The 20,999-nt window shown below is 62.4% G+C and carries 19 protein-coding genes; 10 read left to right on the forward strand and 9 right to left on the reverse strand.

Annotation, left to right across the window (positions count from 1 at the left end):
- Entirely contained in the window at nucleotides 1–726 is a 726-nt protein-coding gene (locus tag GC121_RS02805) for a ThuA domain-containing protein (RefSeq protein ID WP_151972656.1), read from the reverse strand.
- A gap of 100 nt (nucleotides 727–826) precedes the next feature.
- On the opposite strand from GC121_RS02805, the gene GC121_RS02810 reads away from it, so the two are divergent.
- Nucleotides 827–2,041, forward strand: coding sequence for a CaiB/BaiF CoA-transferase family protein (locus tag GC121_RS02810; RefSeq protein WP_151972657.1), 1,215 nt, complete (start codon nucleotides 827–829; stop codon nucleotides 2,039–2,041).
- Here the strand turns inward: GC121_RS02810 and GC121_RS02815 are convergent.
- Nucleotides 2,029–2,397, reverse strand: a complete 369-nt coding sequence (locus GC121_RS02815; RefSeq protein WP_151972658.1) for a Zn-ribbon domain-containing OB-fold protein — start codon at nucleotides 2,395–2,397, stop codon at nucleotides 2,029–2,031. The two genes, GC121_RS02810 and GC121_RS02815, sit on opposite strands and share 13 nt — an antisense overlap.
- A 50-nt stretch (nucleotides 2,398–2,447) precedes the next feature.
- On the opposite strand from GC121_RS02815, the gene GC121_RS02820 reads away from it, so the two are divergent.
- Both GC121_RS02820 and GC121_RS02825 read left to right on the forward strand, forming a co-directional pair.
- Complete coding sequence (locus tag GC121_RS02820) at nucleotides 2,448–3,599, forward strand: acetyl-CoA acetyltransferase (RefSeq protein WP_151972659.1); 1,152 nt, start codon at nucleotides 2,448–2,450, stop codon at nucleotides 3,597–3,599.
- Nucleotides 3,600–3,626: 27 nt separating this feature from the next.
- Entirely contained in the window at nucleotides 3,627–4,184 is a 558-nt protein-coding gene (locus GC121_RS02825; RefSeq protein ID WP_151972660.1) for a carboxymuconolactone decarboxylase family protein, read from the forward strand.
- Between the two features lie 81 nt (nucleotides 4,185–4,265).
- Here GC121_RS02825 and GC121_RS02830 read toward each other — a convergent pair whose 3' ends face one another.
- From GC121_RS02830 to GC121_RS02840, 3 genes are read right to left on the reverse strand one after another with little or no spacing between them, the layout of a single operon-like run.
- The gene (locus tag GC121_RS02830; RefSeq protein WP_151972661.1) at nucleotides 4,266–5,237 is read right to left on the reverse strand and encodes an alpha/beta hydrolase; all 972 of its coding nucleotides are present in this window, start codon (nucleotides 5,235–5,237) and stop codon (nucleotides 4,266–4,268) included.
- A gap of 30 nt (nucleotides 5,238–5,267) precedes the next feature.
- Nucleotides 5,268–6,140, reverse strand: coding sequence for a sterol desaturase family protein (locus GC121_RS02835; RefSeq protein ID WP_151972662.1), 873 nt, complete (start codon nucleotides 6,138–6,140; stop codon nucleotides 5,268–5,270).
- Nucleotides 6,141–6,181: 41 nt separating this feature from the next.
- The gene (locus GC121_RS02840) at nucleotides 6,182–6,607 is read right to left on the reverse strand and encodes an EF-hand domain-containing protein (protein WP_199857714.1); all 426 of its coding nucleotides are present in this window, start codon (nucleotides 6,605–6,607) and stop codon (nucleotides 6,182–6,184) included.
- Nucleotides 6,608–6,776: 169 nt separating this feature from the next.
- On the opposite strand from GC121_RS02840, the gene GC121_RS15625 reads away from it, so the two are divergent.
- Genes GC121_RS15625 through GC121_RS02850 form a run of 3 tightly spaced genes read left to right on the forward strand, consistent with a single transcriptional unit; the run spans nucleotide 6,777 to nucleotide 8,872 of the window.
- Complete coding sequence (locus GC121_RS15625; RefSeq protein WP_234421087.1) at nucleotides 6,777–7,229, forward strand: response regulator; 453 nt, start codon at nucleotides 6,777–6,779, stop codon at nucleotides 7,227–7,229.
- 21 nt (nucleotides 7,230–7,250) lie between these two features.
- Nucleotides 7,251–7,499 carry a helix-turn-helix domain-containing protein gene (locus GC121_RS15630; protein ID WP_234421088.1) on the forward strand — a complete coding sequence of 83 codons (249 nt, stop codon included), beginning with the start codon at nucleotides 7,251–7,253 and terminating at the stop codon, nucleotides 7,497–7,499.
- On the forward strand, nucleotides 7,496–8,872 hold the full coding sequence (locus GC121_RS02850) for an ATP-binding protein (protein WP_199857715.1): 1,377 nt from the start codon (nucleotides 7,496–7,498) through the stop codon (nucleotides 8,870–8,872). The genes GC121_RS15630 and GC121_RS02850 overlap by 4 nt, the downstream gene beginning before the upstream one ends.
- Before the next feature lie 83 nt (nucleotides 8,873–8,955).
- Here GC121_RS02850 and GC121_RS02855 read toward each other — a convergent pair whose 3' ends face one another.
- Entirely contained in the window at nucleotides 8,956–10,290 is a 1,335-nt protein-coding gene (locus GC121_RS02855) for a sigma-54 dependent transcriptional regulator (protein ID WP_151972665.1), read from the reverse strand.
- Complete coding sequence (locus GC121_RS02860; RefSeq protein WP_151972666.1) at nucleotides 10,287–11,969, reverse strand: ATP-binding protein; 1,683 nt, start codon at nucleotides 11,967–11,969, stop codon at nucleotides 10,287–10,289. The genes GC121_RS02855 and GC121_RS02860 overlap by 4 nt, the downstream gene beginning before the upstream one ends.
- A 194-nt stretch (nucleotides 11,970–12,163) precedes the next feature.
- Between GC121_RS02860 and GC121_RS02865 the strand changes: the two genes are divergently transcribed.
- From GC121_RS02865 to GC121_RS02880, 4 genes are read left to right on the forward strand one after another with little or no spacing between them, the layout of a single operon-like run.
- Nucleotides 12,164–13,549 (forward strand): dicarboxylate/amino acid:cation symporter, encoded by a 1,386-nt coding sequence (locus tag GC121_RS02865; RefSeq protein ID WP_151972667.1) that lies wholly within the window; start codon nucleotides 12,164–12,166, stop codon nucleotides 13,547–13,549.
- Complete coding sequence (locus GC121_RS02870; RefSeq protein ID WP_151972668.1) at nucleotides 13,546–14,499, forward strand: alpha/beta hydrolase; 954 nt, start codon at nucleotides 13,546–13,548, stop codon at nucleotides 14,497–14,499. The genes GC121_RS02865 and GC121_RS02870 overlap by 4 nt, the downstream gene beginning before the upstream one ends.
- Nucleotides 14,500–14,525: 26 nt before the next feature.
- On the forward strand, nucleotides 14,526–17,570 hold the full coding sequence (locus GC121_RS02875) for a TonB-dependent receptor domain-containing protein (RefSeq protein ID WP_151972669.1): 3,045 nt from the start codon (nucleotides 14,526–14,528) through the stop codon (nucleotides 17,568–17,570).
- A gap of 11 nt (nucleotides 17,571–17,581) precedes the next feature.
- Complete coding sequence (locus GC121_RS02880) at nucleotides 17,582–18,778, forward strand: M14 family metallopeptidase (protein ID WP_199857716.1); 1,197 nt, start codon at nucleotides 17,582–17,584, stop codon at nucleotides 18,776–18,778.
- A gap of 72 nt (nucleotides 18,779–18,850) precedes the next feature.
- Here GC121_RS02880 and GC121_RS02885 read toward each other — a convergent pair whose 3' ends face one another.
- Nucleotides 18,851–20,035 carry a molybdopterin molybdotransferase MoeA gene (locus tag GC121_RS02885; RefSeq protein ID WP_151972671.1) on the reverse strand — a complete coding sequence of 395 codons (1,185 nt, stop codon included), beginning with the start codon at nucleotides 20,033–20,035 and terminating at the stop codon, nucleotides 18,851–18,853.
- The gene (locus GC121_RS02890; protein WP_151972672.1) at nucleotides 20,032–20,568 is read right to left on the reverse strand and encodes a molybdopterin-binding protein; all 537 of its coding nucleotides are present in this window, start codon (nucleotides 20,566–20,568) and stop codon (nucleotides 20,032–20,034) included. Before GC121_RS02890 ends, GC121_RS02885 begins: the two co-directional genes overlap by 4 nt.
- Nucleotides 20,569–20,999 lie beyond the last annotated feature (431 nt).

The raw sequence follows: 20,999 nt of genomic DNA on the forward strand, positions 1-20,999 counted from the left end.
CTAAGCCCCCATCCCCCAGCGGATGCCGCGCCGCAACAACTCGTAATAGACTGGATAATTCCACGCGCACCGCTCGATATGCGGGTAATAGGCTGTGATCGGCTGCAAGTCATAATGCCCCCGGCAGTGGCCCAGCGTGAGGTAAAGAATCGCGCCTTGCCCCACGCTGCGTTCATACAGCACCGGTACTTCAGTCTCATCGCAGGCAGCGAGCCCAAACTCCGGACAATCGCCTTTGAACGACGTGTGCAGCAAGGTTTCGAACCCGGCGAGCTGGCGGGTGAGATAAAGCTCATCCACAACCGAGAAATCGCGCAAACCATCGGTCATCGGGTGATCGTGGCGGGTGACGTGCACCTTGAACGGCCCGATGGGCGGGTGGCCGATAAACTGCGTTCCCAGAAGCTGCATAAAGCGCGGCGCATCATCGGGCGTTTCGACCAAGCCGCCCTCGGCAAAGCGCAGCAGCGAATTTGTCCCGTGCAAAGCGAGCCAGCGTCCGCCCCGCTCCAGCCAATGTTCCAGCACGTCGACCTCGACATCATCCGGCACCAGATCGCAGGTGTAAGTGATGAGCAGATCGGCGGCCTCGATCAGCGCGCTATCGGCATAGCTTGCCGCCACCGTGGTGCGGAGCGCAGGCTGCTCGGCCAGTAGCTTGAGCAGTTCCAGCCGTGCAAAGTCGATATCGTGGTATTTTCCTGCGGCGATCAAGTGCACCCGCATCCAAACTCTCCGATTGTTCGCACCCAGCCTTCAACTGCCCCTTGCACTTCGGCCATTCCCAGACCAAAAACAAGCATGATTGTTTTTTAAGGGATGGAAAATGGCTGGTGCAGGTGCTGGAAAAGGGCCGCTCGCAGGGGTGCGGGTCATCGATTGCACCAGCGTGCTGATGGGCCCCTACACCACGCAGATTTTCGCCGATCTGGGCGCGGATGTGATCAAGGTGGAAGCGCCTTCGGGCGACACTACGCGCGCCTTGCCGCCCGGCCCGACCGAGGATTGCGGCGCGATGTTCATGAACGTCAATCGCGGCAAACGCAGCCTGTTGCTCGATCTGAAGGAGGAGGCGGGCCGCGATGCGCTGCTGCGGTTGATCGATACAGCGGACGTGTTCATCCATTCGATGCGGCTGAAAGCCATCACCAAGCTAGGCCTGTCCTACGCCGATATGCAGGCCCGCAACCCGAACATCATCTACGCCAATCTCTACGGCTATGGCCGCAGCGGCCCCTATGCTGACTATCCCGCCTATGACGATATCGTGCAGGCAGCATCGGGCATTGTGGCGCTGCAAGCCGCACTTTCTGGCGGCGAACCGACTTATCTGGCGACGGTGGTCGCGGACAAGGTGGCGGGCCTCACGGCTGCCTATGCCGTGATCGCCGCGCTGTTCGCGCGCGAACGCAGCGGTATCGGGCAGGAAATCGAAGTGCCGATGTTCGAAACGCTCGCCTCTTTTGCAATGCTCGAACATTTGTGTGGGGCGATGTTCGATCCGCCGATTGGGCCGACCGGCTATGTCCGCGCGCTGTCGCCCGAGCGCAAACCCTATCGCACGGCGGACGGCTATATCGCGGTGATGATCTACAATGATCGCCACTGGCGCAGTTTTTTCGACGCCATCGGCAATCCGGAATGGTCAAAAGATCCGATGTTCGCCTCGCTCCGCACGCGGACGCAGAATATCTCGCAAGTGCTCGGCCAGCTCGCCGCTGTAATGCGCGAGCGCACGACGCAGGAATGGATGACGCTTTTCGAAGCGGCGCAATGCCCGGCCATGCCTGTGCGCTCGATCGACGATCTGCTCGATGATCCGCATCTGGAGGCCGTCGGCTTCTGGCACCGTTGCGACACGCCGCATGGCAAGGTGCGGATGCCCGGTGTGCCGGTGCGCTTTTCCGCAACACCGGGAGAAGCGGGGCGTCCCGGCCCCGGCCTTGGCGCGGACAGTGCAGAGGTGCTGGCAGAGGCAGGCTTTAACGAGCAGGAGATCGCCCAGCTAATGGGGAAAGAAGCGGTGGATCAGGCCGGATGAAAGACGACCAGTGGGCCATCCCGCGTTTGCGCAATCGCGGCAACAACCGCACTGCCGATGGCAATGTCATCCGCCGCAATACCGTCCACCCGGCTCATCATCCGCACCCCTTCGGCAAGATCGACCAGCGCGACATTGTAAGGCTCCAGCGGCGGGCGCGGATGGATCGTCGTGACCGCATAGACCGTGCCCGTGCCGCACGCCTCAATCCATTCCAGCGCCTGCCCTTCCGGACCGCAAACGCGCGGCGGGAAAAAGACCGCGCCACTGGCAGGATCGCGTTGCAGCAAAATCCGGCCTTCATCCAGCGCTTCACGCCAGCGGGCTTCGGGGCCAGGAGCATCGTTGGGCGTCATGCGGCCTTGCTATGGGCCTTGCCCGCAATCGTCAATCACCGGTGCGCGGCATGACCGACCCCTTCCCCCGCGCTGCTGCTGCCATCGCCGGTCTGGCGACCTTTGGCGTGGGCGAGTGCCCGGGCTTCACCTCGCTGGAAATGGCCGCAAAGGCCGGACTGCTGGCGCTGGTTGATGGCGGCATTCCGCTTGGCCAAGTCGATGCGCTGTTCTGCTGCCTACCGGATGATCTTTTCGCGGGCCTATCGCTCGCCGAAGCCTATGGCATTCACCCGCGCTTTACCGACAACAACCGCACCGGCGGTTCGTCCTTCGCCAGCCATGTCATCACCGCTGCGGTGATGATCGATGCGGGCTATATCGACTGCGCGCTGATCGCTTACGGCTCCAACCAGCGCAGCAGCGGCGGGAAGCTCGCCACGCCCGCCCGCAGCTCGGCTTGGGAAGCGCCATACAATCCGCTCTATCCGCTCAGCAGCTATGCGCTCGCCGCCGCCCGCCACGCGCATGAATTCGGCACCACGCGCGAGCAAATGGCTGCCGTCGCGGTGGCCGCGCGGCAATGGGCCAACACCAATCCCGAAGCCTTTGCCAAGGGCGAGCTGACCATCGCCGATTGCCTTGCCAGCCGCATCATCAGCAGCCCGATCAGCAAGGCCGATTGCTGTCTGGTAACCGACGGCGCGGCCGCCATCGTCCTGACCTCGACCCGGCGGGCGCGCGACGGAATACAGACGCCCGTCCCCGTGCTCGGCGCAGCAGCGGCGACATGGCACAATGCGATCAGCCGCTCCGCCGATCTCACATGCACGGCAGCCGTGGAATCCGGCGCAAGAGCGATGGCGGCGGCGGGCGTGACACCGCAGGATTTCGACACCGTGCAATTGTACGATGCCTTCACCATCAACACGATCCTGTTCCTAGAAGACCTCGGCTTTTGCGCCAAGGGAGAAGGCGGGCCCTTCGTCGCCAGTGGAGCGATTGCACCCGGCGGCAGTCTGCCGGTCAACACCAATGGCGGCGGGCTGAGTTGCTGCCATCCGGGAATGTACGGGCTCTTCGCGATTATCGAGGCTGCGCGGCAAATCCGCGGCGACGCTGCCAACCAGCAGGACGGGGCCAGCCTGTGCCTCGCCCACACCAATGGCGGAACGCTGTCCAGTCAGGCGACGCTTGTGCTCGGCGCGATGGAGACCGTTTGAGCACATAACTAAAAGGAGAAGGATACCATGCCCCGCATCACCATTCCGCAGGATCAGGCGCACGATCCACTGTCCTACACCTGGGCGCACTTCACACCGGAAATCGGTGCGGCGGCGGCGGCCTATTCCTTGGCTGTGTACGAACATTCGCAGCTCTCGATGCGCGAAATGGAAGCCGCGCGGATGCGCACCGCGCTGATCAACGGATGTCATCTGTGCCGCAATATGCGGGCCGAACGCGATTTGCCCGGACACATCACCCGCAGCGGTGGCGATGCCGCGCGGGCCGCAGCAGCGCGCGACAACACTCCGCCACCCGAGGAGTTCTACGCCGCCATCCCCGACTGGCAGAATGCAACGCTCTTTTCCGAACGCGAACGCCTCGCCATCGAATATGCCGAGCGGCTCGGCGAAGCGCCCCGGTCAATGGACGAGGACGAGGATTTCTGGGCGCGGATGCACGCCAGCTTCAGCGACCGCGACATCGTCGATCTGACTTTCGCTATCGGATCATGGATGGCGCTGGGGCGGTTTACCCATGTCCTGGCACTCGACGGCGTGTGTATGCCAACCATGCCGGAGTGAGGAAGCGGCCAGCGAGGACTGGCAAATGCCGGGGTTTTGCCCAGCCAAGATTGTGCGAGCCCTCGCCGTTCTATGTCCTCCCTAAGGCACATCGAAACGCCCATAGGTCGGCGTCGCGTCAGTCAGGTGATCGACCGCAAACCGGACCGAAAGCTCGATACCGGCCAGGGTCTGCGCCTCATTGCCGGTGTCGAAACCATGCCCGGCACCCAGCAGCGTGTAGAACGCATAGGGCACACCGACGTCCTCGGCCCGGGCGGCAAGCTCCTCAGAATCGCGATAGGGCACGACCGGGTCTTGTTCCCCATGCAGGATCAGGAAGGGTGCCTCGCCGGCTTCGAGATCCGCATCGCGCAGCAGCACACCCCACCAGGCATTAACGAAGCGCGGTTCGGGCCGTTCGATATCAAATTGGTCAAGCGCGTAGGCGATCTGCAAAGTCACAAATGTTCCGGCGGACGATCCCCAATAGCCAAGCCGGCTTATGTCGAAGCAATATTGGGCGGCATTGTCCTCCATCCAGTTCAGCGCAGTCACGCCGTCTTCGAAGGACGCCATGATTGGCACGTATAGCGGGGCGTCAGGGGCGATGGTCCCGTCATCGATATAGGCCTGCCCGACCTCCGCAAACGCAGGCGAAAGAACCGGGTTGTCGCCCGCGAGACGGTAATTGATCGAGACGAAGTTGAACCCTGCGGCCGTGACACGCGGAGCGATGGCGGCAACGAGCGAGTCCTGCTTGTCGCCAAGGATGAAGCCGCCGCCATGCACATAGAAAATCGTTGGGCGCGGGGCGGTGCAGGTGGCTTCGGGCTGGTAGATGTCGAGCAGCAGGTCGACGCTGCCCGCCTCGGTTGTGCCTTGCCCGTACTGGATGTCCTCCAGCAGCGTGAAGGTGCTCTGACTACCTGTCGGCGTGGGTGTCGGGGGCGGAGTGGGCGTCGGCGCCGCTGCAACAGGGGGCGGCGCGGGGGTCTCGTCTCCCCCACACGATGACAGGGCAAAAGCGGCGATGATGCAGAGCGGGCTCCGCCCGTGAAGATTCAGGATCATGTCAATTCTCCAGCTTTTCTAAAAGTGGGGCTATGCGGTGAGTGTGACCGCACGGGTTGCAGGGCCTGACGGATCGCTAGGCTCAAGCTCGGATGGGCGACCGAAGAGAACCCGCCATGCGCTCCGCACCGAGCGCACCTGCTTCAGGTCGCGCCACAGGTTCGCCCATTCGTGAAAGGCGATCACGAAGGGATTGTTGCTGGTGACGGGCTTGGTCGGGCCATAACGCACCGGCTCATCGTCACGTTCTTCCACGAAAGTGCCGAAGAGGCGGTCGAACACGATCAGCACGCCGCCGAAATTGGTGTCGAGATAGTCCGCGTTCGAACCATGATGCACCCGGTGGTGCGAGGGTGTGTTGAACACACATTCGAGCGGGCCGAGCTTGCCCACCGCTTCGGTGTGCAGGAAGTACTGGTAGCGCAGATTGACCGCCAGCAAGGTGGCGATGACCAAGGGATGAAAGCCCATCAAAGCCATCGGCAGGAACACCACCCACGCGCCGGAAATTGTGCTGCTCCAGCCAAGCCGGAAGGCGGCAGGCAAAGTGAATTCATTGGGCGAATGGTGCACCGCATGGCTGGTCCACAGCCAGCGGATCGTGTGGCTGAAACGGTGCTGCCAATAGTAGAAGAACTCCAGCACGATGAAGCCAACCACCCAGGTGCGCCAGTCATCCATCGCCCATTGCACCGGAGCAAAGGCAAACACCGCGAACATCGCAGCGGTCACCACGCCTCCGGTGATGAGCTTGGAGATGAACTGGCCCACCATCACGCCGAGATTGGCGCCCAGTGAGCCGAGATCGTAGCCTCGGCCAGATCGTCTGCGCCAGGCAAACTCGGCCAGTCCGAACAGGATGACGACAAGGACAAAAGCGACAGGGGGTTGATCGGTCAGCATGACAGTTTCCTATTTATCGGGGTTTGGTGGGCTTGGCGCACTCAGCGGTTTGACCGGAGCGCGGCGATTTCGGCGCGGCTGAGCACTTGGTCACGGTTGGTGTCGGCAGCCACAAAGGTGGGTGCTCCGCCATTCCGGAGCTCGGAGCGCGAGATGCGCTGGTCGCCATTGGTGTCGAGCGGAGCGAGCGCGCGGTATCCCTGATCGAAGCGGTCGCCGAACATTTGCGGACGGTCGCGGCGGTCGACATAACCGTCTTCATTGCGGTCCATCCTTGCGAAGGTATCGGCGCGGGCGCGGTCGAACTCGGCACGGGTAATTGCGCCATCGCCATTGCTATCGGCACGCGCCAGAAGCTGCTGCATCTGGTCACTCGATTGCGCGCTCGCCGGGACAGCGAGGAACAGCGCGGGGCCGGAAATGATGCCGGCGAGAAGGGCGGGCATGAACTTGAAATTCTTGGTCATCGGATATCTCCATCGTTTGTGATGCATGGAGAATGGCCGCGCCGCGTTGCCCCGGTTTGCCCGGCGCAACACGAAATGTGACGAAATGTTGCCGCCGGATGCGGCAGTGGTCACAAACGGTCACAAATCGCCGCTGGAGCGAAGCCCCGCACGCGCCTATTGTTGTGCAATGCTGCAAGGCCCGACCATCCTGCTTGTCGATGACGATCCCGAGCTTTTGGCCCTTGTTTCCGGGGTGCTGGAACGCAGCGGTATGCACACGATCACCGCGCAATCCGCAGCCGAGGCCGAGGTGCCCATCGCGCAGGCGCGGCCCGATCTTGTCGTGCTCGACCTGATGATGCCGGGAGAAGATGGCTTGAGCTTCTGCCGCCGGATCAGGGCGACTTCCAATCTCCCGATCATCATGCTGACCGCTATGGCCGAGGATATCGACCGGATCATCGGGCTGGAAATCGGTGCCGATGACTACCTCGGCAAGCCCTTCAATCCGCGCGAACTGGTCGCCCGGATCAAGGCCGTTTTGCGCCGCCGTGACGCTGACGTCACCCCCGCTGCCACTACACCGCGCGCGCTGCGCTTCGGCAATTTCGTGCTATTGCCCGACCAATTGGCGTTATGAGATGCCAGCGGCGCGGATATCGTGCTCACCTCGGGCGAGTTTGCCTTGCTCCTTGCGCTGGTCGAGCGGGCTCCGCGCGTGCTCTCGCGCGAAATGTTGCTCGATCTGTCGCGCGGGGTGAACACCAACCCCTTTGACCGCAGCGTGGACTCGCAGATCAGCCGTATCCGCCGCAAGATCGAACCCGACCCCCGGCAACCGCAATTCATCAAGACCGTGCGCCATCTGGGCTATGCCTTTTCGGCTCCGGTGACGCGCGAAGGCGGGTGAAGCGGCACATGGGCGGGCTGTTCAACTCGATCCTGGCGCGGGTGCTGGCGCTAACCTTCGCGCTGCTTGTCCTTACGCTTGGCGTGCTGATCGCCATCATGCAGACGCCCGTATCGGGCCGCGTCTTCGACCGCGCGATTGGCGAAAGCGCCAACAGCATTGCCGAACTGGTCTGGCTCATCGAAACCTCGCCGCCAGAGGCAGAGGGGGCCATCTTGTCGACCTATGCGAGCCGTTCACGGATTGCCTGGGTAGAGGAGCGATTTGCCAACGGACTTGCCCCTGATCGATCGCGCCATGCGCTGCTCACAGAAGACGCCACTGCGGTGTCCGAGCGGCTGCGGGCGCGGGACATCCGCTTTGATGCGGTCGGCGCGCTCGAACTGGCCCGGAGAAGCGGCAGCAATCCGAATTTGTTCTACAATTCGGCGAGTACGCTGCACATCGCCATCGGGCTTGAAGATGGCAGGGTGTTGAACATCTGGCTGGCCCCTTCGATCATTTTTACCGAGCCGCAATATGCACCCTATTTCCTGTTGGGACTGGTGCTGGTGATCACCGTGCTGCTGGGGTTTGCGCTCCACCGCGTAATTATGCGACCGATCCGTGCGCTTGAGCATGATGCCGAGCGTGTGGGGCTTGCCGAAACCGCCATGCCGGTTTCGGAAACCGGCCCCCGCGAGCTGCGCCAACTGGCGCGGGCGCTCAACCGGATGCGGTTACGGCTCGACGGACTCATCCGAGAGCGCGAACAGATCATGGTCGCAATCGCGCATGATATTCGCACAGGGCTCACCAAACTGCGACTGAGGACAGACAGCAAGGATGCTGTGCCTGTCGCCGAAATCGAGCCCGATCTTGTGCAAATGGAGCGCCTGCTATCGGACATGATGGCCTATGCCCGCGCCGAAAACCCCCTCGCAGAGCATGAATTGATCGAGCTGCGCTCGTTCGTGGCCGCGCTGGCCGAGCGCGCACCGCAAAGCATCGAGATAACCCACGACAGCGCGAAAGACCCCTTCACCATCGCCGGGAGCCGTCTGGCGATAACCCGGATGTTCGAGAACCTGTTCGCAAATGCGAGGGCGTATGGCGGGGGATGGATCGGTCTTTCCATCGCACGGGACGCGGAAGGGCTGGCGGTGGCGGTTGAAGATAACGGCCCGGGCATCCCCGAAACCCAGATCGACCGTGTGTTCGAGCCGTTTTTCCGCGGCGAGGGGTCGCGCAATGCGGCAACCGGCGGCACCGGCCTCGGCCTCGGCATAGCCCGCGCCATCGCGCATACACACGGCGCGCAAATCCGGCTGTCCAACCGGCCCCAAGGAGGCTTGCGCGCCGAAGTGCATTTCCCAGCAGCGATAGCCATGTGAGGCCGCTGGCCCGGAGCGGAAAAGGCAGCTGGCGGCTAGCTTCCCAATGTCATGTCCCCTGAACGTGTGTCAAATAAGACAAATCAGGATGGCAAATCCCTGCGGAAATCGCGCGGGCGCAATTCGTAGCGCGAGAGCTTGTCGTAGAGCGTTTTACGCGGGATCTGCATTCGATCCGCTACGATACTGACATTGCCATCACTCATACGCAGTGCCTCTTCGAGCACGGACTTCTCGAAATCTGCCACAACGGTTTGCAAAGACCCAATGCCGGCGCCGGCATTAGCAACCGTGCCGGTCGCGGAAATTCCCAGAATGAAGGCGTGGGCATATCCGCGCAGCTCATGCAAATTGCCCGGCCAGTCGTGGGTTTGCATATGCCGCCACTCCGCCGCGCCAATCGGCTCTGCGGTCTTGTTTGTCGAAACCTCCAGGTCCGCGACGAAGCGGCGGAAAAAATCGGCAATGTCGTCACGCCGTTCACTGAGCGGTGGAAGCGATATGCGCACTGCTCCGAGTCGGCTTTCGAAACTTGGCGTGAGCATGGAGTCCCCGGCCGCAGAACTCTCTCTCGCCGCGACAATAACCCGGAAGTCGAGCTTGCGCTCTCTTTCTGCGCCCAGCGGCAATAGGGTACGGGTTTCCAAAGTCGATAGCAGCCGGGACCGGATAGCGCCTTCCATCGCGCCGACATCGTCGAGAAACAGGGTTCCACCATTGGCACGCTCGATCAGGCCGGTTCGCGAAAGTCCGGTTCCCGGCTCGCGGCCGAACAGTACAAGCTCTGCATCACGGTGTGCCACCAATCCGGGATCTATCGTGATAAAGGGACGGCTGGCGCGCGGGCTTAGATCGTGGAGCAGGCGTGCGGCATATGTTTTGCCGGTACCCGTCTCACCCACCAGCACGGCGTCAATGTCCGCTTCGGCCACCGCTGTGAGGACGTTGCGCAACGTCTCTGCCGCTTGGGACGTGCCGATGACACCCACCTTCCCGCGATTGCTCAGGGCCGAGCGGAGCCGCCGGTTTTCCAGCACGAGGTTGCGCTTTTCCGCCGCCGTCTGGATCGCCCGCAATATCTCGGAGATGGAATAGGGCTTTGTGAAGAAATCGGCGGCGCCGTTCTTCAGCATATCCACGGCCATGGCCACATCGCCGTGGCCCGTGGTGAAAATCACCGGAATGTCCGGATCCTGCTTCCTGACCAGTTCAAAGAATTCAATCCCGTCAATGCCGGGCAGGCGCACATCGCTGACGATGACACCGTCGAAGCTTGGCCCGATCGAACGCATGACAATGCGCGCATCGCTGTACAGGGCGACATCCATTCCTTCGAGACGCAGGGCCTGGGCCAAGGCCTCGCCGAGCGCCGGGTCGTCTTCGACAACGACAACCTTGATTGTTGGCGCCGCCGTCATGCCAGCGGGACGACCATGGTAAAGCGCGCGCCGGGACCGTTGGCATCTGCAGTAAGGTTCCCGCCCAGATTGCGCATGATCTCCTGCGAAATAACAAGGCCCAGGCCGAGCCCGTCGGGCTTCGTGGTGGCAAAGGGCTGGAACAGGGTGTCACGCTGGGCGTCCGACAGACCCGGCCCGTTATCGGATACGGTGAGGGCGCATTCGTCACCTTTGCGCTCAACGCTGATCTCTATTGTGCCGCCGACCCCTCCGGCATCAATCGCATTCTGGAGCAAATTGACGAGCACCTGTTCAAGGCCGACATGCTCGCCCCTGACCTTGATCGCCATGTCATCGGCTCCCGGTGTTTTGAACGCGATTTGAAACGTCGCAATGCGATCACCCAGCAACAATTGTGCCCCTTCGATCACTTCACCGAGCGAGACATCGCGTGGTCGCGAGGTGTTTTTGCGGCTGAACCGGCGGAGTTCATCGGTAATTTTGCCGATCCGGTCAGACAGCGAGACGATCTTGCCGAAATTCTCCTTCGCAGATGCTGTATCGCCCAAGGCAAGCATCTTGCTACCATTCTCGGCATAGAGGCGCATCGCGCTGACCGGCTGACGGATCTCGTGGCCAATTCCGGCAGTAACCTGACCGAGCGTGGCCAAACGGTTTGCCTGCTGCATCTGGTCGCGCAGCTTGGCCGCGCGTTCTTGTGCCTGCATCTCTGCCTGCGCCTTACGTCTGATTGCTACGATGAACACTGCGCCGCCAAACAGCGCGGCGGCGAAAAGGGCAAGCAGCAGCGCCAGTTGGGCATTGGTGCGCGCCGCAGACAGGCGCGGTGCAGGATCAAACAGCAGATGCAGAGCCCAATCATCTGGCGAAATCGTATTCTCTGTCTCGATCCGGGCGGTTTCGACGAGCGTCGATCCGGCGGCAATATCCGGCATGGGCGGCAAATCCGCCAAGCCGAATTGCAGCTCGTCCGCGCTCCGGTCGCGCTGTGATGCCGCTTCCGGCCGCAATGTATTGAACCGCCAATCGGGATTGCTGGTCACCAAAACGACGCCATCAGCGTCGGTAACAAAGACGCCTTCGGTGCCTTCGAGCCAGCTCGCTTCGAGCGCATCGAACTCTACCTTTACCGCCACAATACCCAATGTCCGCGATCCGCTGACCACTCTTTGTGCGATGTAGAGACCGGGGCGGCGGCTGACCGTGCCGAGCGCAAACTGGGTGGCGTTGCCGCTGTCCATCGCGGTGCGAAAATACCGCCGGAAGGCATAGTTCGAACCGACGAAACTGGTCGGCAGCCGCCAGTTGCTCGCCGCCAGCGTAGTGCCGCTGGCATCGGTCACGTAGATTGCTGCCGCGCCAGTTTGCACCGCCAGCTCTTCCAACCTCCGATTAAGGACGGTTTCGCCGCCAGCGTCGCCCGCGAGCAAGCCCTGCACTTGCGGGTCCTCTGCAAGAACCAGCGGGACGAGGGAGAACTTCTCAAGTTCGCTTTGCAATCCCTCAGCCAAAATCGCCGCATCCCCGGCTGCCGCTACCTGCGCTTCAGCCAGCGCAGAGTTCCGTAAACCTCGTTCCAGCGCGAGATAACCCAAAAGCGCGATGACAAGGGTTACTGCCCCGATAATGGTGACCAGCGTCATGCGGTCACGCGCTGTCGAGCTGGGAGCGTTCATGGGATCACTGTGCGGAATCTCGCAATTCCGTCAACAAATTTGTGCGAAATCTCCGAATTTTGATCAGCCGATTTAATACAAGCTGCTAAAAACTAGACACTTTCGCTTTCATGCAATTCTTATTGCGCGCTATTGGCCCAGCCTTATGATCGACCGCAAAGCAACGGTAATTGCCGAGCTTGGAGGGGAAATCGATGGGGACCACATCCGGGTCTGTTGCTGATGGAGTGAAGGCTGAACGCCGCCCATTCTATCGCCAGTTGTATGTTCAGGTGCTTGCGGCGATCGTATTCGGCGCGCTGCTCGGCCATTTTTATCCGGACATCGGCACTTCGTTGAAGCCGCTTGGCGATGGTTTCATCAAGCTGGTCAAAATGATTATCGCGCCGGTCATTTTCCTCACCGTCGCGGGCGGCATCGCGGCGATGCGCGATATGTCGTCTGTCGGCAGCGTTGCCGGCAAGGCGATGATCTATTTCCTGTTCTTTTCGACGCTCGCCCTGATTATCGGTCTGGTCGTGGGGAACGTTGTGCAGCCGGGTGCCGGCCTGAACATCGACCCGGCTACGCTGGATGCCAGTGCGGTGGAAACCTATGCCCAGACAGCGGAAGAACACACGCTGTGGGCCTTCGTTCTGAACATCATCCCCACAACGCTATTCAGCGCCATGACCGATGGCAACATCTTGCAGGTGTTGCTGGTTGCCATTCTGACCGGAGTAGCGCTTTCGGCAACGCGGCCGCACAGCGATCTTGTCATCGATCTGATTGCATCGCTGGGCGAGGCGGTTTTCAAGCTGGTCCATATGCTGATGAAGCTGGCCCCGATCGGTGCCTTCGGCGCAATAGCATTTACCATTGGCGAGTTCGGAATTTCCTCGCTCGCCAATCTCGCTGCCTTGATTGCCACCTTCTACCTGACCTCGCTGCTCTTCGTCGTCGGCGTGCTTGGCATGGTTGCCTGGTTTACCGGCTTCTCGCTGTTCGCCCTCATCAAATACCTGCGTGAGGAATTGCTGCTGGTGCTTGGCACGTCGTCTTCCGAAGCGGCTTTGCCGAGTTTGATGGAGAAGATGGAGATAGCGGGCTGCCGCAAGACGGTGGTCGGGCTGGTGGTACCCACGGGCTATTCTTTCAATCTCGACGGAACGAATATCTACATGACCTTGGCCGCGCTGTTCATCGCGCAGGCCGTTGGCGTCGAGCTGTCATGGGGTGAGCAGATTACGCTGGTTCTTGTTGCCATGGTCAGCTCGAAGGGCGCAGCGGGTGTGACCGGCGCGGGCTTCGTGATCCTTGCCGCCACGCTGTCGGTTGTCCCCACAGTGCCGGTCGCTGGAATGGCGCTTATTCTGGGCATCGACCGCTTCATGTCCGAATGCCGCGCGCTCACCAATTTCATCGGCAATGCGGTGGCAACCGTGGTGGTGGCCAAGTGGGAAGGCGCGCTCGATGCCGACCGGCTGGCGGCGGCCATGGCAGGCACCCCCATGCCACTGCCCGAGGAAGACACCGAACGGCACGAGCGCACCGGGCCGTACAGCGAAGGCCTTACCAATGCCGCAGGAGACCCGGCATGATCGCCCGCCGCGATCTGTTTGGCCTTGCTGCCGTGGTGGCCGCGAGCAGCTCGCTGCCGCTGGTCAATCGCACGGTGCTGGCGCAAGAGGCGGATCCGGAGGAAATTCTGCTGTGGCCGGGCGATGCGCCGGGGCGTGGCCGACCGAGCGGGCCTGAACAGATCGGCGGCGAAGGCGCAGGCTATGGCGCGGTGTCGAACATCTCGACCCCGCGTATGCGCGTCTACCGCCCCGACCAGCCCAATGGCCGCGCGGTGCTGGTGTGCGGCGGCGGCGGTTACTTCCGCATCCAGCTGTGGAAGGAAAGCACCCCCGCGGCACGCTGGCTGCAGGCGCGCGGCTACACCGTTTTCGAACTGCTGTTCCGCCTGCCGGGAGACGGCTGGGAGCCCAGTGCGCCGTTTGCCGACGCGCAGCGGGCGATGAAGATCATCCGCACCCGCGCCGACGAATTCGCCATCCGGCCAGACCGGATCGGCATTATGGGCTTTTCCGCCGGCGGCCACCTCGCCGGCTTCACCGCGCTCCAGCCGGCGCGCGAACTCTACGCCGGGCAAGACCGCTATGAAGCCGTCAGCGCGCGGCCCGATTTCACCGTGCTACTGTTCCCCGTGGTGACGCTGCGCGCGCCCTACGACACCACCCGCACCCGGCGCGAGATCGTGGGCCGCAATCCCACCCGCGCCGCCGAGGACGCCTGGTCGCTCGACACCTACGCGCAGCGCGATGCGCCGCCGACAATCATCTTCGCTTCGGCCGATGACGCCACGACTCCGCCCGCCCACGGCATCATGCTAGCGCAGGCGCTTTGGCGCGAGGGGGCAGCGGCGGAATTGCATATATTCGAGGATGGGGGCCACGGCTGGGGGCTCGGCACGAGCGACCAGATCCTCAGCCAATGGCCGGATATGTTTGAAGCGTGGATCACCCGGCGGAGTTTCGGGACATAACAATAATAAAAGTGGAGGATACGACCATGAAATTCACATCCCTTGGCAAGCTGGTGCTGCTCAGCACTTGCAGTCTTGTTGCCGCGACCAGCGCCGCCCGGGCGCAGGATGCCAACCCGCCCAGCGTACCGGCGGACCAGCCCGAAGCGGTTGACGAGAACCGGATCGTGGTGATCGGCTCGCAGATCCAGGGCGCGCAAATCAACGATGTGCTGCCGGTGACCGTGATCGACGAACAGATCATCGAAAACACCGGCGCTGCATCGGGTGACGAACTGTTCCGCTCGATCCCGCAGGCGGGCACGGTGGCGTTTAACGAACAGAATGCGACGACCCAGAACAGCGCGCGCGGCGATGTCGGATCGATCAACCTGCGCGATCTGGGCACGGGCAACACGCTGCTGCTGATCAACGGCCGCCGCATGACGCTGCATCCCGGCTTCCAGACCGAACTGTTGGTGCCCGTGGTTAGCTCCGACACCAATGAAATCTCTCCGGGCAGCGTGCGCCGGATCGAAGTGCTGCGCGACGGCGCCTCTGCCGTCTACGGCGCGGACGCGGTGGCAGGCGTAGTCAATACCATCCTGCGCGGCGGCATGACCGGCGGTTTTATCGAAGCCGACTATCGCGCATCGGACGGCACCGACCTGTACAATTACAGCATCAGCGGCGGACTGGGCTTTGACTTTGGCGGCGGGCGCGGCAATCTGACGGTTTACGGCAGCTACTTCCGCGAAAACGGCCTGCTGGCATCCGAGCGCGATTATGCAGCTGACGAAGATCGTCGGCCGCTGGTTGCCGGCACCGATTTCGAAGACGATGCTTCGTTCAACAACCGCAACACCTTCGGCCCGTTCGGCCAGTTCGACATCCAGGCGCCGAGCAGCCGGACGCCGATCGGTGATGACGACTTCTATCTGCAGCCGAACACCTTCCCCAACTGCAGTTTGGACTTTGGTGGCGGCGTGTGCGCTCGCGCGGGCACCACGCCGACCACGGATGTCCGCTACAACACCAATTTCGGCAATCACCTGATCAGCGAGAAAGACCGCTACAATCTAATGGCGTTGCTCAGCTACGAATTGAGCGACAATGTGGAGGCCTATTTCGAAGGCAGTTTCTACCGTTCGGAAAACCGCCGCAACATCGAAGCCTCGGCCATCCTTAGTGCGGTTCCGGTGGGAATCTCGCGCAATGCCTACTGGAACCCCTTCGGACCGACGGGCAGCCCCAACCGCCTCCCCGGCACCACCATCGCTTCCTCCGGCGCTGACGTGATCATGGAACGCTATCGCTTCGTCGATGTCGGCAACCGCGATGTCTCGGTGGACAAGGACACCTATCGCCTCGTGGCAGGCTTGCGCGGCAATTTCGGCGAGTGGGATTTTGACACTGGCTTTGTCTATTCCGAAGCCGAATCGCTCGACCTGGCGCGGAACCGTGTGTCGCTGACGTTGATGCAGCAGCAGATCAACCTGACCACGCCCGATGCCTATAATCCGTTTAACGGCGGCTGTGTAACCGGCGATCCGGGCCAGGGCGATTGCACGCCCAATCCGGCCTCTTCGATCGACCCGTTCCGCATCGACGTATTCCGTCGCGGCGGCACCAGCCTCGCCCTCGCCGATTTCAAGATCAGCCGCGACGATTTGTTCACCCTGCCCGGCGGCGATCTGGGGGTTGCCGTGGGCGTCGAGTGGCGGCGCGAGACCTTCTTTGACGATCGCGATCCGCGGCTTGATGGCACCATCACTTTTACTGACAGCGTGACCGGCGTGTTCAACGGCAGCGATGTGGCGGGCACCAGCCCTTCACCCGACACCAACGGCACGCGCGAAGTCTATTCGGCCTTTGCCGAGCTCTTCGTGCCGCTGATCGGCCCCGATATGGACATTCCGCTGATCGAGGAGCTGAACCTCCAGCTGGCAGGCCGGATGGAGCATTTCACCGATATCGAGCAGACCGCCATCGTCCCGCGTGTGGCGGCGTCGTGGACGCCGTTCTCGGGTATCACCTTCCGCGGTGCCTGGTCGCAGGGCTTCCGTGCGCCGAACCTTGTGCAGGTGAACGACGAAGGCACCACCCGCTCCAACACCCGCGACGATTTCGTTGTGTGTCAGGCGCAGGTGGAGCGGGGCCAGATCGCCAACCTTGGCGTCTGTCCCGGCGCGGGCGTGATCAGCTTCCGCTCGGGTGCGCGCGATCTGGAGCCGGAGGACAGCGAGAGCATCAATCTGGGTGTGGTGCTGGAACCCGGCTTCCTCCCCGGCCTCACATTGACGGCGGACTATTGGGAAGTGGAACAGCGCGGCCTTGTCGGCACCTTCGGGGACGATAACGCCATTGCGCTTGACCTGCTGCGCCGCCTCAACGGCAGCACCAACCCCAATGTGATCCGCGAAGCGCCCACGGCCGATGACATCGCGCTGTTCACCGGCACCAGTCTGGCGCCGGCCGGCCGGATCATCCAGGTGCTGGACCCCTATCTGAACCTCGACAGCCGCATCTCGCGAGGCTGGGACTTCGGCCTGTTCTATAACGTGCCCAATTTCGGCCTCGGCGATTTCCGCCTGCGCTTCAACGCGGCGCGGCTGAACAGCTTCGTCCAGTCGGCCGGACCGGACGGACAGGAACTGGTCGATGCCATCGCGGCGGGAATACTGCCCACCGATGTCACCGTGGGCGGTCTGGGCGAATTGCTGGAGATTGAAGGGCGGCCCAAATGGCGCTTCAGCACCTCGATCAACTGGGAAAGCGGCCCGGTCGATATCGGTCTGTTCGGCAGCTATGTTGGCGAAGTGTGGGATACCAGCGTCACTCGCGACGAGCTGATCGTGTCGGATGACGTCAACGCCAATTTCTTCCGCGTCGACGATGTCTTCACGGCCAACTTCTCGATTGCCTACACCTTCGACAATGACGGCATCCTCGACCGCACCCGAGTTCGCCTCGCGGTGACCAACATCTTTGACGAAGATCCGCCGCTGGCAGACGAGAGCTACGGCTTTTTCAGCGAACTGCACTCGGCGCGCGGACGGCAAGTGACCGTAGAACTGCGCAAGCGGTTCTAGGCGAGATGCCGGTGTCGCCGATACGTATCCTGCTGGCGATATCGGTGCTGGCGGCGGGGGCGTGTTCCACCACGCCTCCGCCCCCGGCCACTTCGCAGGCGCAGGCGGCAGGTTGTGCCAGCAGCAGCGTGGTGATTGCTTTCGACTTCGAAGGCGCTTCGCAATCGCGCTGCTCGGCGGATGGCGAACGGGCTTTCACCATCGTGGTCAGTCCCGAACACGCTCCGCCGATCAATCCCAGCCCGTGGTATGCCTTCCGCTATGTCGCGGCACCCGGCGGCCCCGATAGCCCGGATGACGGTGTCAGCATTACCTTGCGCTACGAAGGCGCGGAGCATCGCTATCCGCCCGAATGGCGCGCCGGGAGCGAATTGCGGATGCCCGAAGTCTCGCTTTCGCCCGATGGCTTGGAGGCAAGTTTTGTTGTCACCGCAGGCAGCGCCACGGTCAGCGCGCAGGAACTGTTCGGCGTCGACCGCCATGCTGCCTTACTGGCCCGGTTGGCCGCGCGCGAAGGAAACACGCGTCTGACGCTCGGCTATTCGCGCGAAGGCAGGCCGATCGAGGCGCTGACGATGGGCAGCCCGAATGCGCCGCATCTGGTGATCCTGCTCGGACGTGCGCATCCCCCCGAAGTCAGCGGCGCAGTGGCGATGGAGGGCTTTCTGCTGCAACTTGCCGATGCGATGGCCGATGGTCGGCTTGACGGCGCGCGGTTCCAGATCCTTGCGGTTCCGCTGCTCAATCCCGACGGCGTGGTGCGCGGGCACTGGCGGGCCAATACAGGCGGGATCGATCTCAACCGCGACTGGGGCAGCTTTACCCAGCCGGAGACGCGCGCGGTCAAGCAATGGCTCGATGCGTTACCGGCGAATGTCGCGCCGCTGGTGATGCTCGATTTCCATTCGACCCGGCAAAATCTGTTTTATGTGCAGGGGGATGGCGAGACCAACGCCGTGCAGGAACGCTTCCTGTCGCAATGGCTGGCAGGGCAAGAGCAAGCCATCACCGGCTACCCCTTCACGATTGAACGGCGCAATGCCAACCCCGGATCAGGCACTTCCAAGAACTGGTTTTTCGCGCAATACAACATCCCCGCCTACACATACGAGGTTGGCGACGAAACGGATCGCGATGCGGCCATGCTTGCCGCGCAAGAACTCGCGCAGCGCTTTGTCGCTGCGACCGAGGGACTGACACAAGACTAGTTCAATGCGTTCGCTTGGCGAATGGAGTGCATGAATTTGGCACGCGCAGGTGCCGTCGCATTCGCGCTGGGGTCAAAACTCCAGCGCGGTGACCATCTCGCCAGTATCACGCGCGGGAGTAAGGGGCGCGCAACGGATCAGCCAGTCGGCTTGCGCTAAGCCAAGCTGAACCCCGCTGTCCTGATTGCCGAGCGGGCGCAGGCCATCGGCTTCCCACTTTGCCCTGACGAAGGTTTCCCGTTCGCCAGTCGCAGGAATTGGGCCAGCAAGCGACAGCACCCGCCATGGCAGAACCGCGCTAGTCGGCTGTCCTTGTAGTGCCGCCAACAGCGCGCGCAGGAACAGCCGCGCGGTGACCATGGCCGAGGTCGGATTGCCGGGCAGGCCCAGCACCCATCTCCCTTGCGCGCGGCCAAGCCAGACAGGCCTTCCCGGCTTCATCGCGACTTTGGAAAACAGCAGGTCGAGGCCGTGCGCTTCGAACATCGTCTTGGCAAAGTCGCGCGCCCCCACCGATGCCCCGCCGGTGACGATCACGACATCCGCCCGCGCCAGCATCTCTCCCGCCAGCTTTTCGAGTGCAGGCAGATCGTCCTCTCCGATCACCCGCGCCATCACCTGCGCACCGGATTCCTCGGCCATGCCTGCGATGCCCAACGTCACGCTCTCCGGTACGGCATCGGCGCGCAGATGTGCCTCGCCCGGCGGCGCAAGCTCGTCACCCGTGCCGATAATGGCCATAGTGAGCCGCACGCTGACGGTTAGCATTGCCTGATCCGCCGCTGCAGCAGCGACGATGGCGCGCGGGCCGAGCCGGGTTCCGGCATCGAGCAACAGGTCCCCCGCAGCAAAATCGCTGCCCGCCGCGCGCACGTGCCAGGCTGGCCCGTACCCCTCGGCAAAGCGCACCGTGTCGCCGTCTCGCACGGCGTATTCCTGCATGATGACGCGGTCCGCGCCTTCGGGCAAGGGAGCGCCGGTAAAGATGCGCACCGCCTCTCCCGGGTGAACCGCCCCGCCGAAGCCCGCGCCCGCGCGGCTCTCGCCTACGACCACCAATGGCGTGCCCGCCGTGGTCGAGCCATCATGCACTGCATAGCCATCCATCGCCGAGACCGCTGTGCGCGGGGATGGCAGGCGGGCAATCACAGGCTCGGCCAGCACGCGCCCCGCGGCCTCGGCCAGCGGTACATCCTCGCCCGGCAGCGGCGTAACCGCGCCCTCCAGCAAGGCCATTGCCTGATCGAAGGAAATCAAGCGCACACATCCCTGAGGCGCGGGAGTGCCCCGGCAATCGAGCAGGGCTTGTGGCGACTATCGAACTCCAATTCGAGCAAGCCGTCCCAAGCGTCGCGGCACGCGCCGGTCGATCCCGGAATGCAGAAGATAAAGGCATCCCCCGCCTGCCCCGCAAACGCGCGCGACTGCATCGTGGCGACGCCAACGCTGTGCAGGCTCTTCTGGTGGAACGCGACCGCAAATCCGTCCATTTCCCGCTTGAGCAAGGGCTTGACCGCTTCGGGCGTGGTGTCGCGCGGGGAAAATCCGGTGCCGCCGGTGGTCAGAATGATCTCGATGGCCGGGTTGGCCAACCACAGGTTGAGGCGCCTGCGGATGTCCTCGATCTCGTCCGGCACAATAGTGCGGTCCACCAGCGTGTGGCCCGCGGATTGCAGCCGCTCGACCAAAAGCGCGCCCGACGTGTCGGTTCCCAAAGTGCGCGTGTCCGAAATCGTCAGCACCGCGATCCCGAGTGGATAGAAGGGCAGGCTCTCATCAATTCCGGGCATTGTCTTCACCTTCAAGTTCCCGCCAGCGGGCGGAGCCCTCTCTATCCTGTATCGTGGGCTCAATCCAAGTGGTGCCAGGTTTGCGACCACATTTGCGATGACGCGATCAAGCCGTGCCAAGCCTAGTGGCCGCTCAGCGTGGTTATCCGACGGTCTCACCGAAATTCCAGCGAAGATTCATCACCACTGGTTTGGCGCATTTCAGCCTAGAATCAAGGCACCCGCAAAAGGTAGGCAAGGGCCGTGCAACGCCTTTCAAATGGCGAGAAATTTGAAAGTTGAGTGATACTTTGATCAGAAAAATGGTGCCAGAAGAGGACTCGTCCTGCCGACGTAAGGCGTTGAACTTGTTGACAGATTTCTCACGCTCTTTGGAGGAGGCCCGCAAAGAGGTCCGCCATGTCACACAAATTACTGATATTAATTTATTT

This window comes from Erythrobacter sp. EC-HK427 (genome assembly GCF_902498745.1).
In the GTDB taxonomy this organism is placed as follows: domain Bacteria; phylum Pseudomonadota; class Alphaproteobacteria; order Sphingomonadales; family Sphingomonadaceae; genus Alteraurantiacibacter.

What these genes read in the sequence shown, in the direction of transcription:
- GC121_RS02870 (WP_151972668.1), top strand. Translation starts at nt 13,546, where the DNA reads ATGATCGCCCGCCGCGATCTGTTTGGCCTTGCTGCCGTGGTGGCCGCG.
- GC121_RS02810 (WP_151972657.1), top strand. Translation starts at nt 827, where the DNA reads ATGGCTGGTGCAGGTGCTGGAAAAGGGCCGCTCGCAGGGGTGCGGGTC.
- GC121_RS02830 (WP_151972661.1), bottom strand. Translation starts at nt 5,237, where the DNA reads ATGATCCTGAATCTTCACGGGCGGAGCCCGCTCTGCATCATCGCCGCT.
- GC121_RS02840 (WP_199857714.1), bottom strand. Translation starts at nt 6,607, where the DNA reads ATGACCAAGAATTTCAAGTTCATGCCCGCCCTTCTCGCCGGCATCATT.
- GC121_RS15625 (WP_234421087.1), top strand. Translation starts at nt 6,777, where the DNA reads ATGCTGCAAGGCCCGACCATCCTGCTTGTCGATGACGATCCCGAGCTT.
- GC121_RS02825 (WP_151972660.1), top strand. Translation starts at nt 3,627, where the DNA reads ATGCCCCGCATCACCATTCCGCAGGATCAGGCGCACGATCCACTGTCC.
- GC121_RS02805 (WP_151972656.1), bottom strand. Translation starts at nt 726, where the DNA reads ATGCGGGTGCACTTGATCGCCGCAGGAAAATACCACGATATCGACTTT.
- GC121_RS02820 (WP_151972659.1), top strand. Translation starts at nt 2,448, where the DNA reads ATGACCGACCCCTTCCCCCGCGCTGCTGCTGCCATCGCCGGTCTGGCG.
- GC121_RS02865 (WP_151972667.1), top strand. Translation starts at nt 12,164, where the DNA reads ATGGGGACCACATCCGGGTCTGTTGCTGATGGAGTGAAGGCTGAACGC.
- GC121_RS02890 (WP_151972672.1), bottom strand. Translation starts at nt 20,568, where the DNA reads ATGCCCGGAATTGATGAGAGCCTGCCCTTCTATCCACTCGGGATCGCG.
- GC121_RS02855 (WP_151972665.1), bottom strand. Translation starts at nt 10,290, where the DNA reads ATGACGGCGGCGCCAACAATCAAGGTTGTCGTTGTCGAAGACGACCCG.
- GC121_RS02815 (WP_151972658.1), bottom strand. Translation starts at nt 2,397, where the DNA reads ATGACGCCCAACGATGCTCCTGGCCCCGAAGCCCGCTGGCGTGAAGCG.
- GC121_RS02835 (WP_151972662.1), bottom strand. Translation starts at nt 6,140, where the DNA reads ATGCTGACCGATCAACCCCCTGTCGCTTTTGTCCTTGTCGTCATCCTG.
- GC121_RS02860 (WP_151972666.1), bottom strand. Translation starts at nt 11,969, where the DNA reads ATGAACGCTCCCAGCTCGACAGCGCGTGACCGCATGACGCTGGTCACC.
- GC121_RS02875 (WP_151972669.1), top strand. Translation starts at nt 14,526, where the DNA reads ATGAAATTCACATCCCTTGGCAAGCTGGTGCTGCTCAGCACTTGCAGT.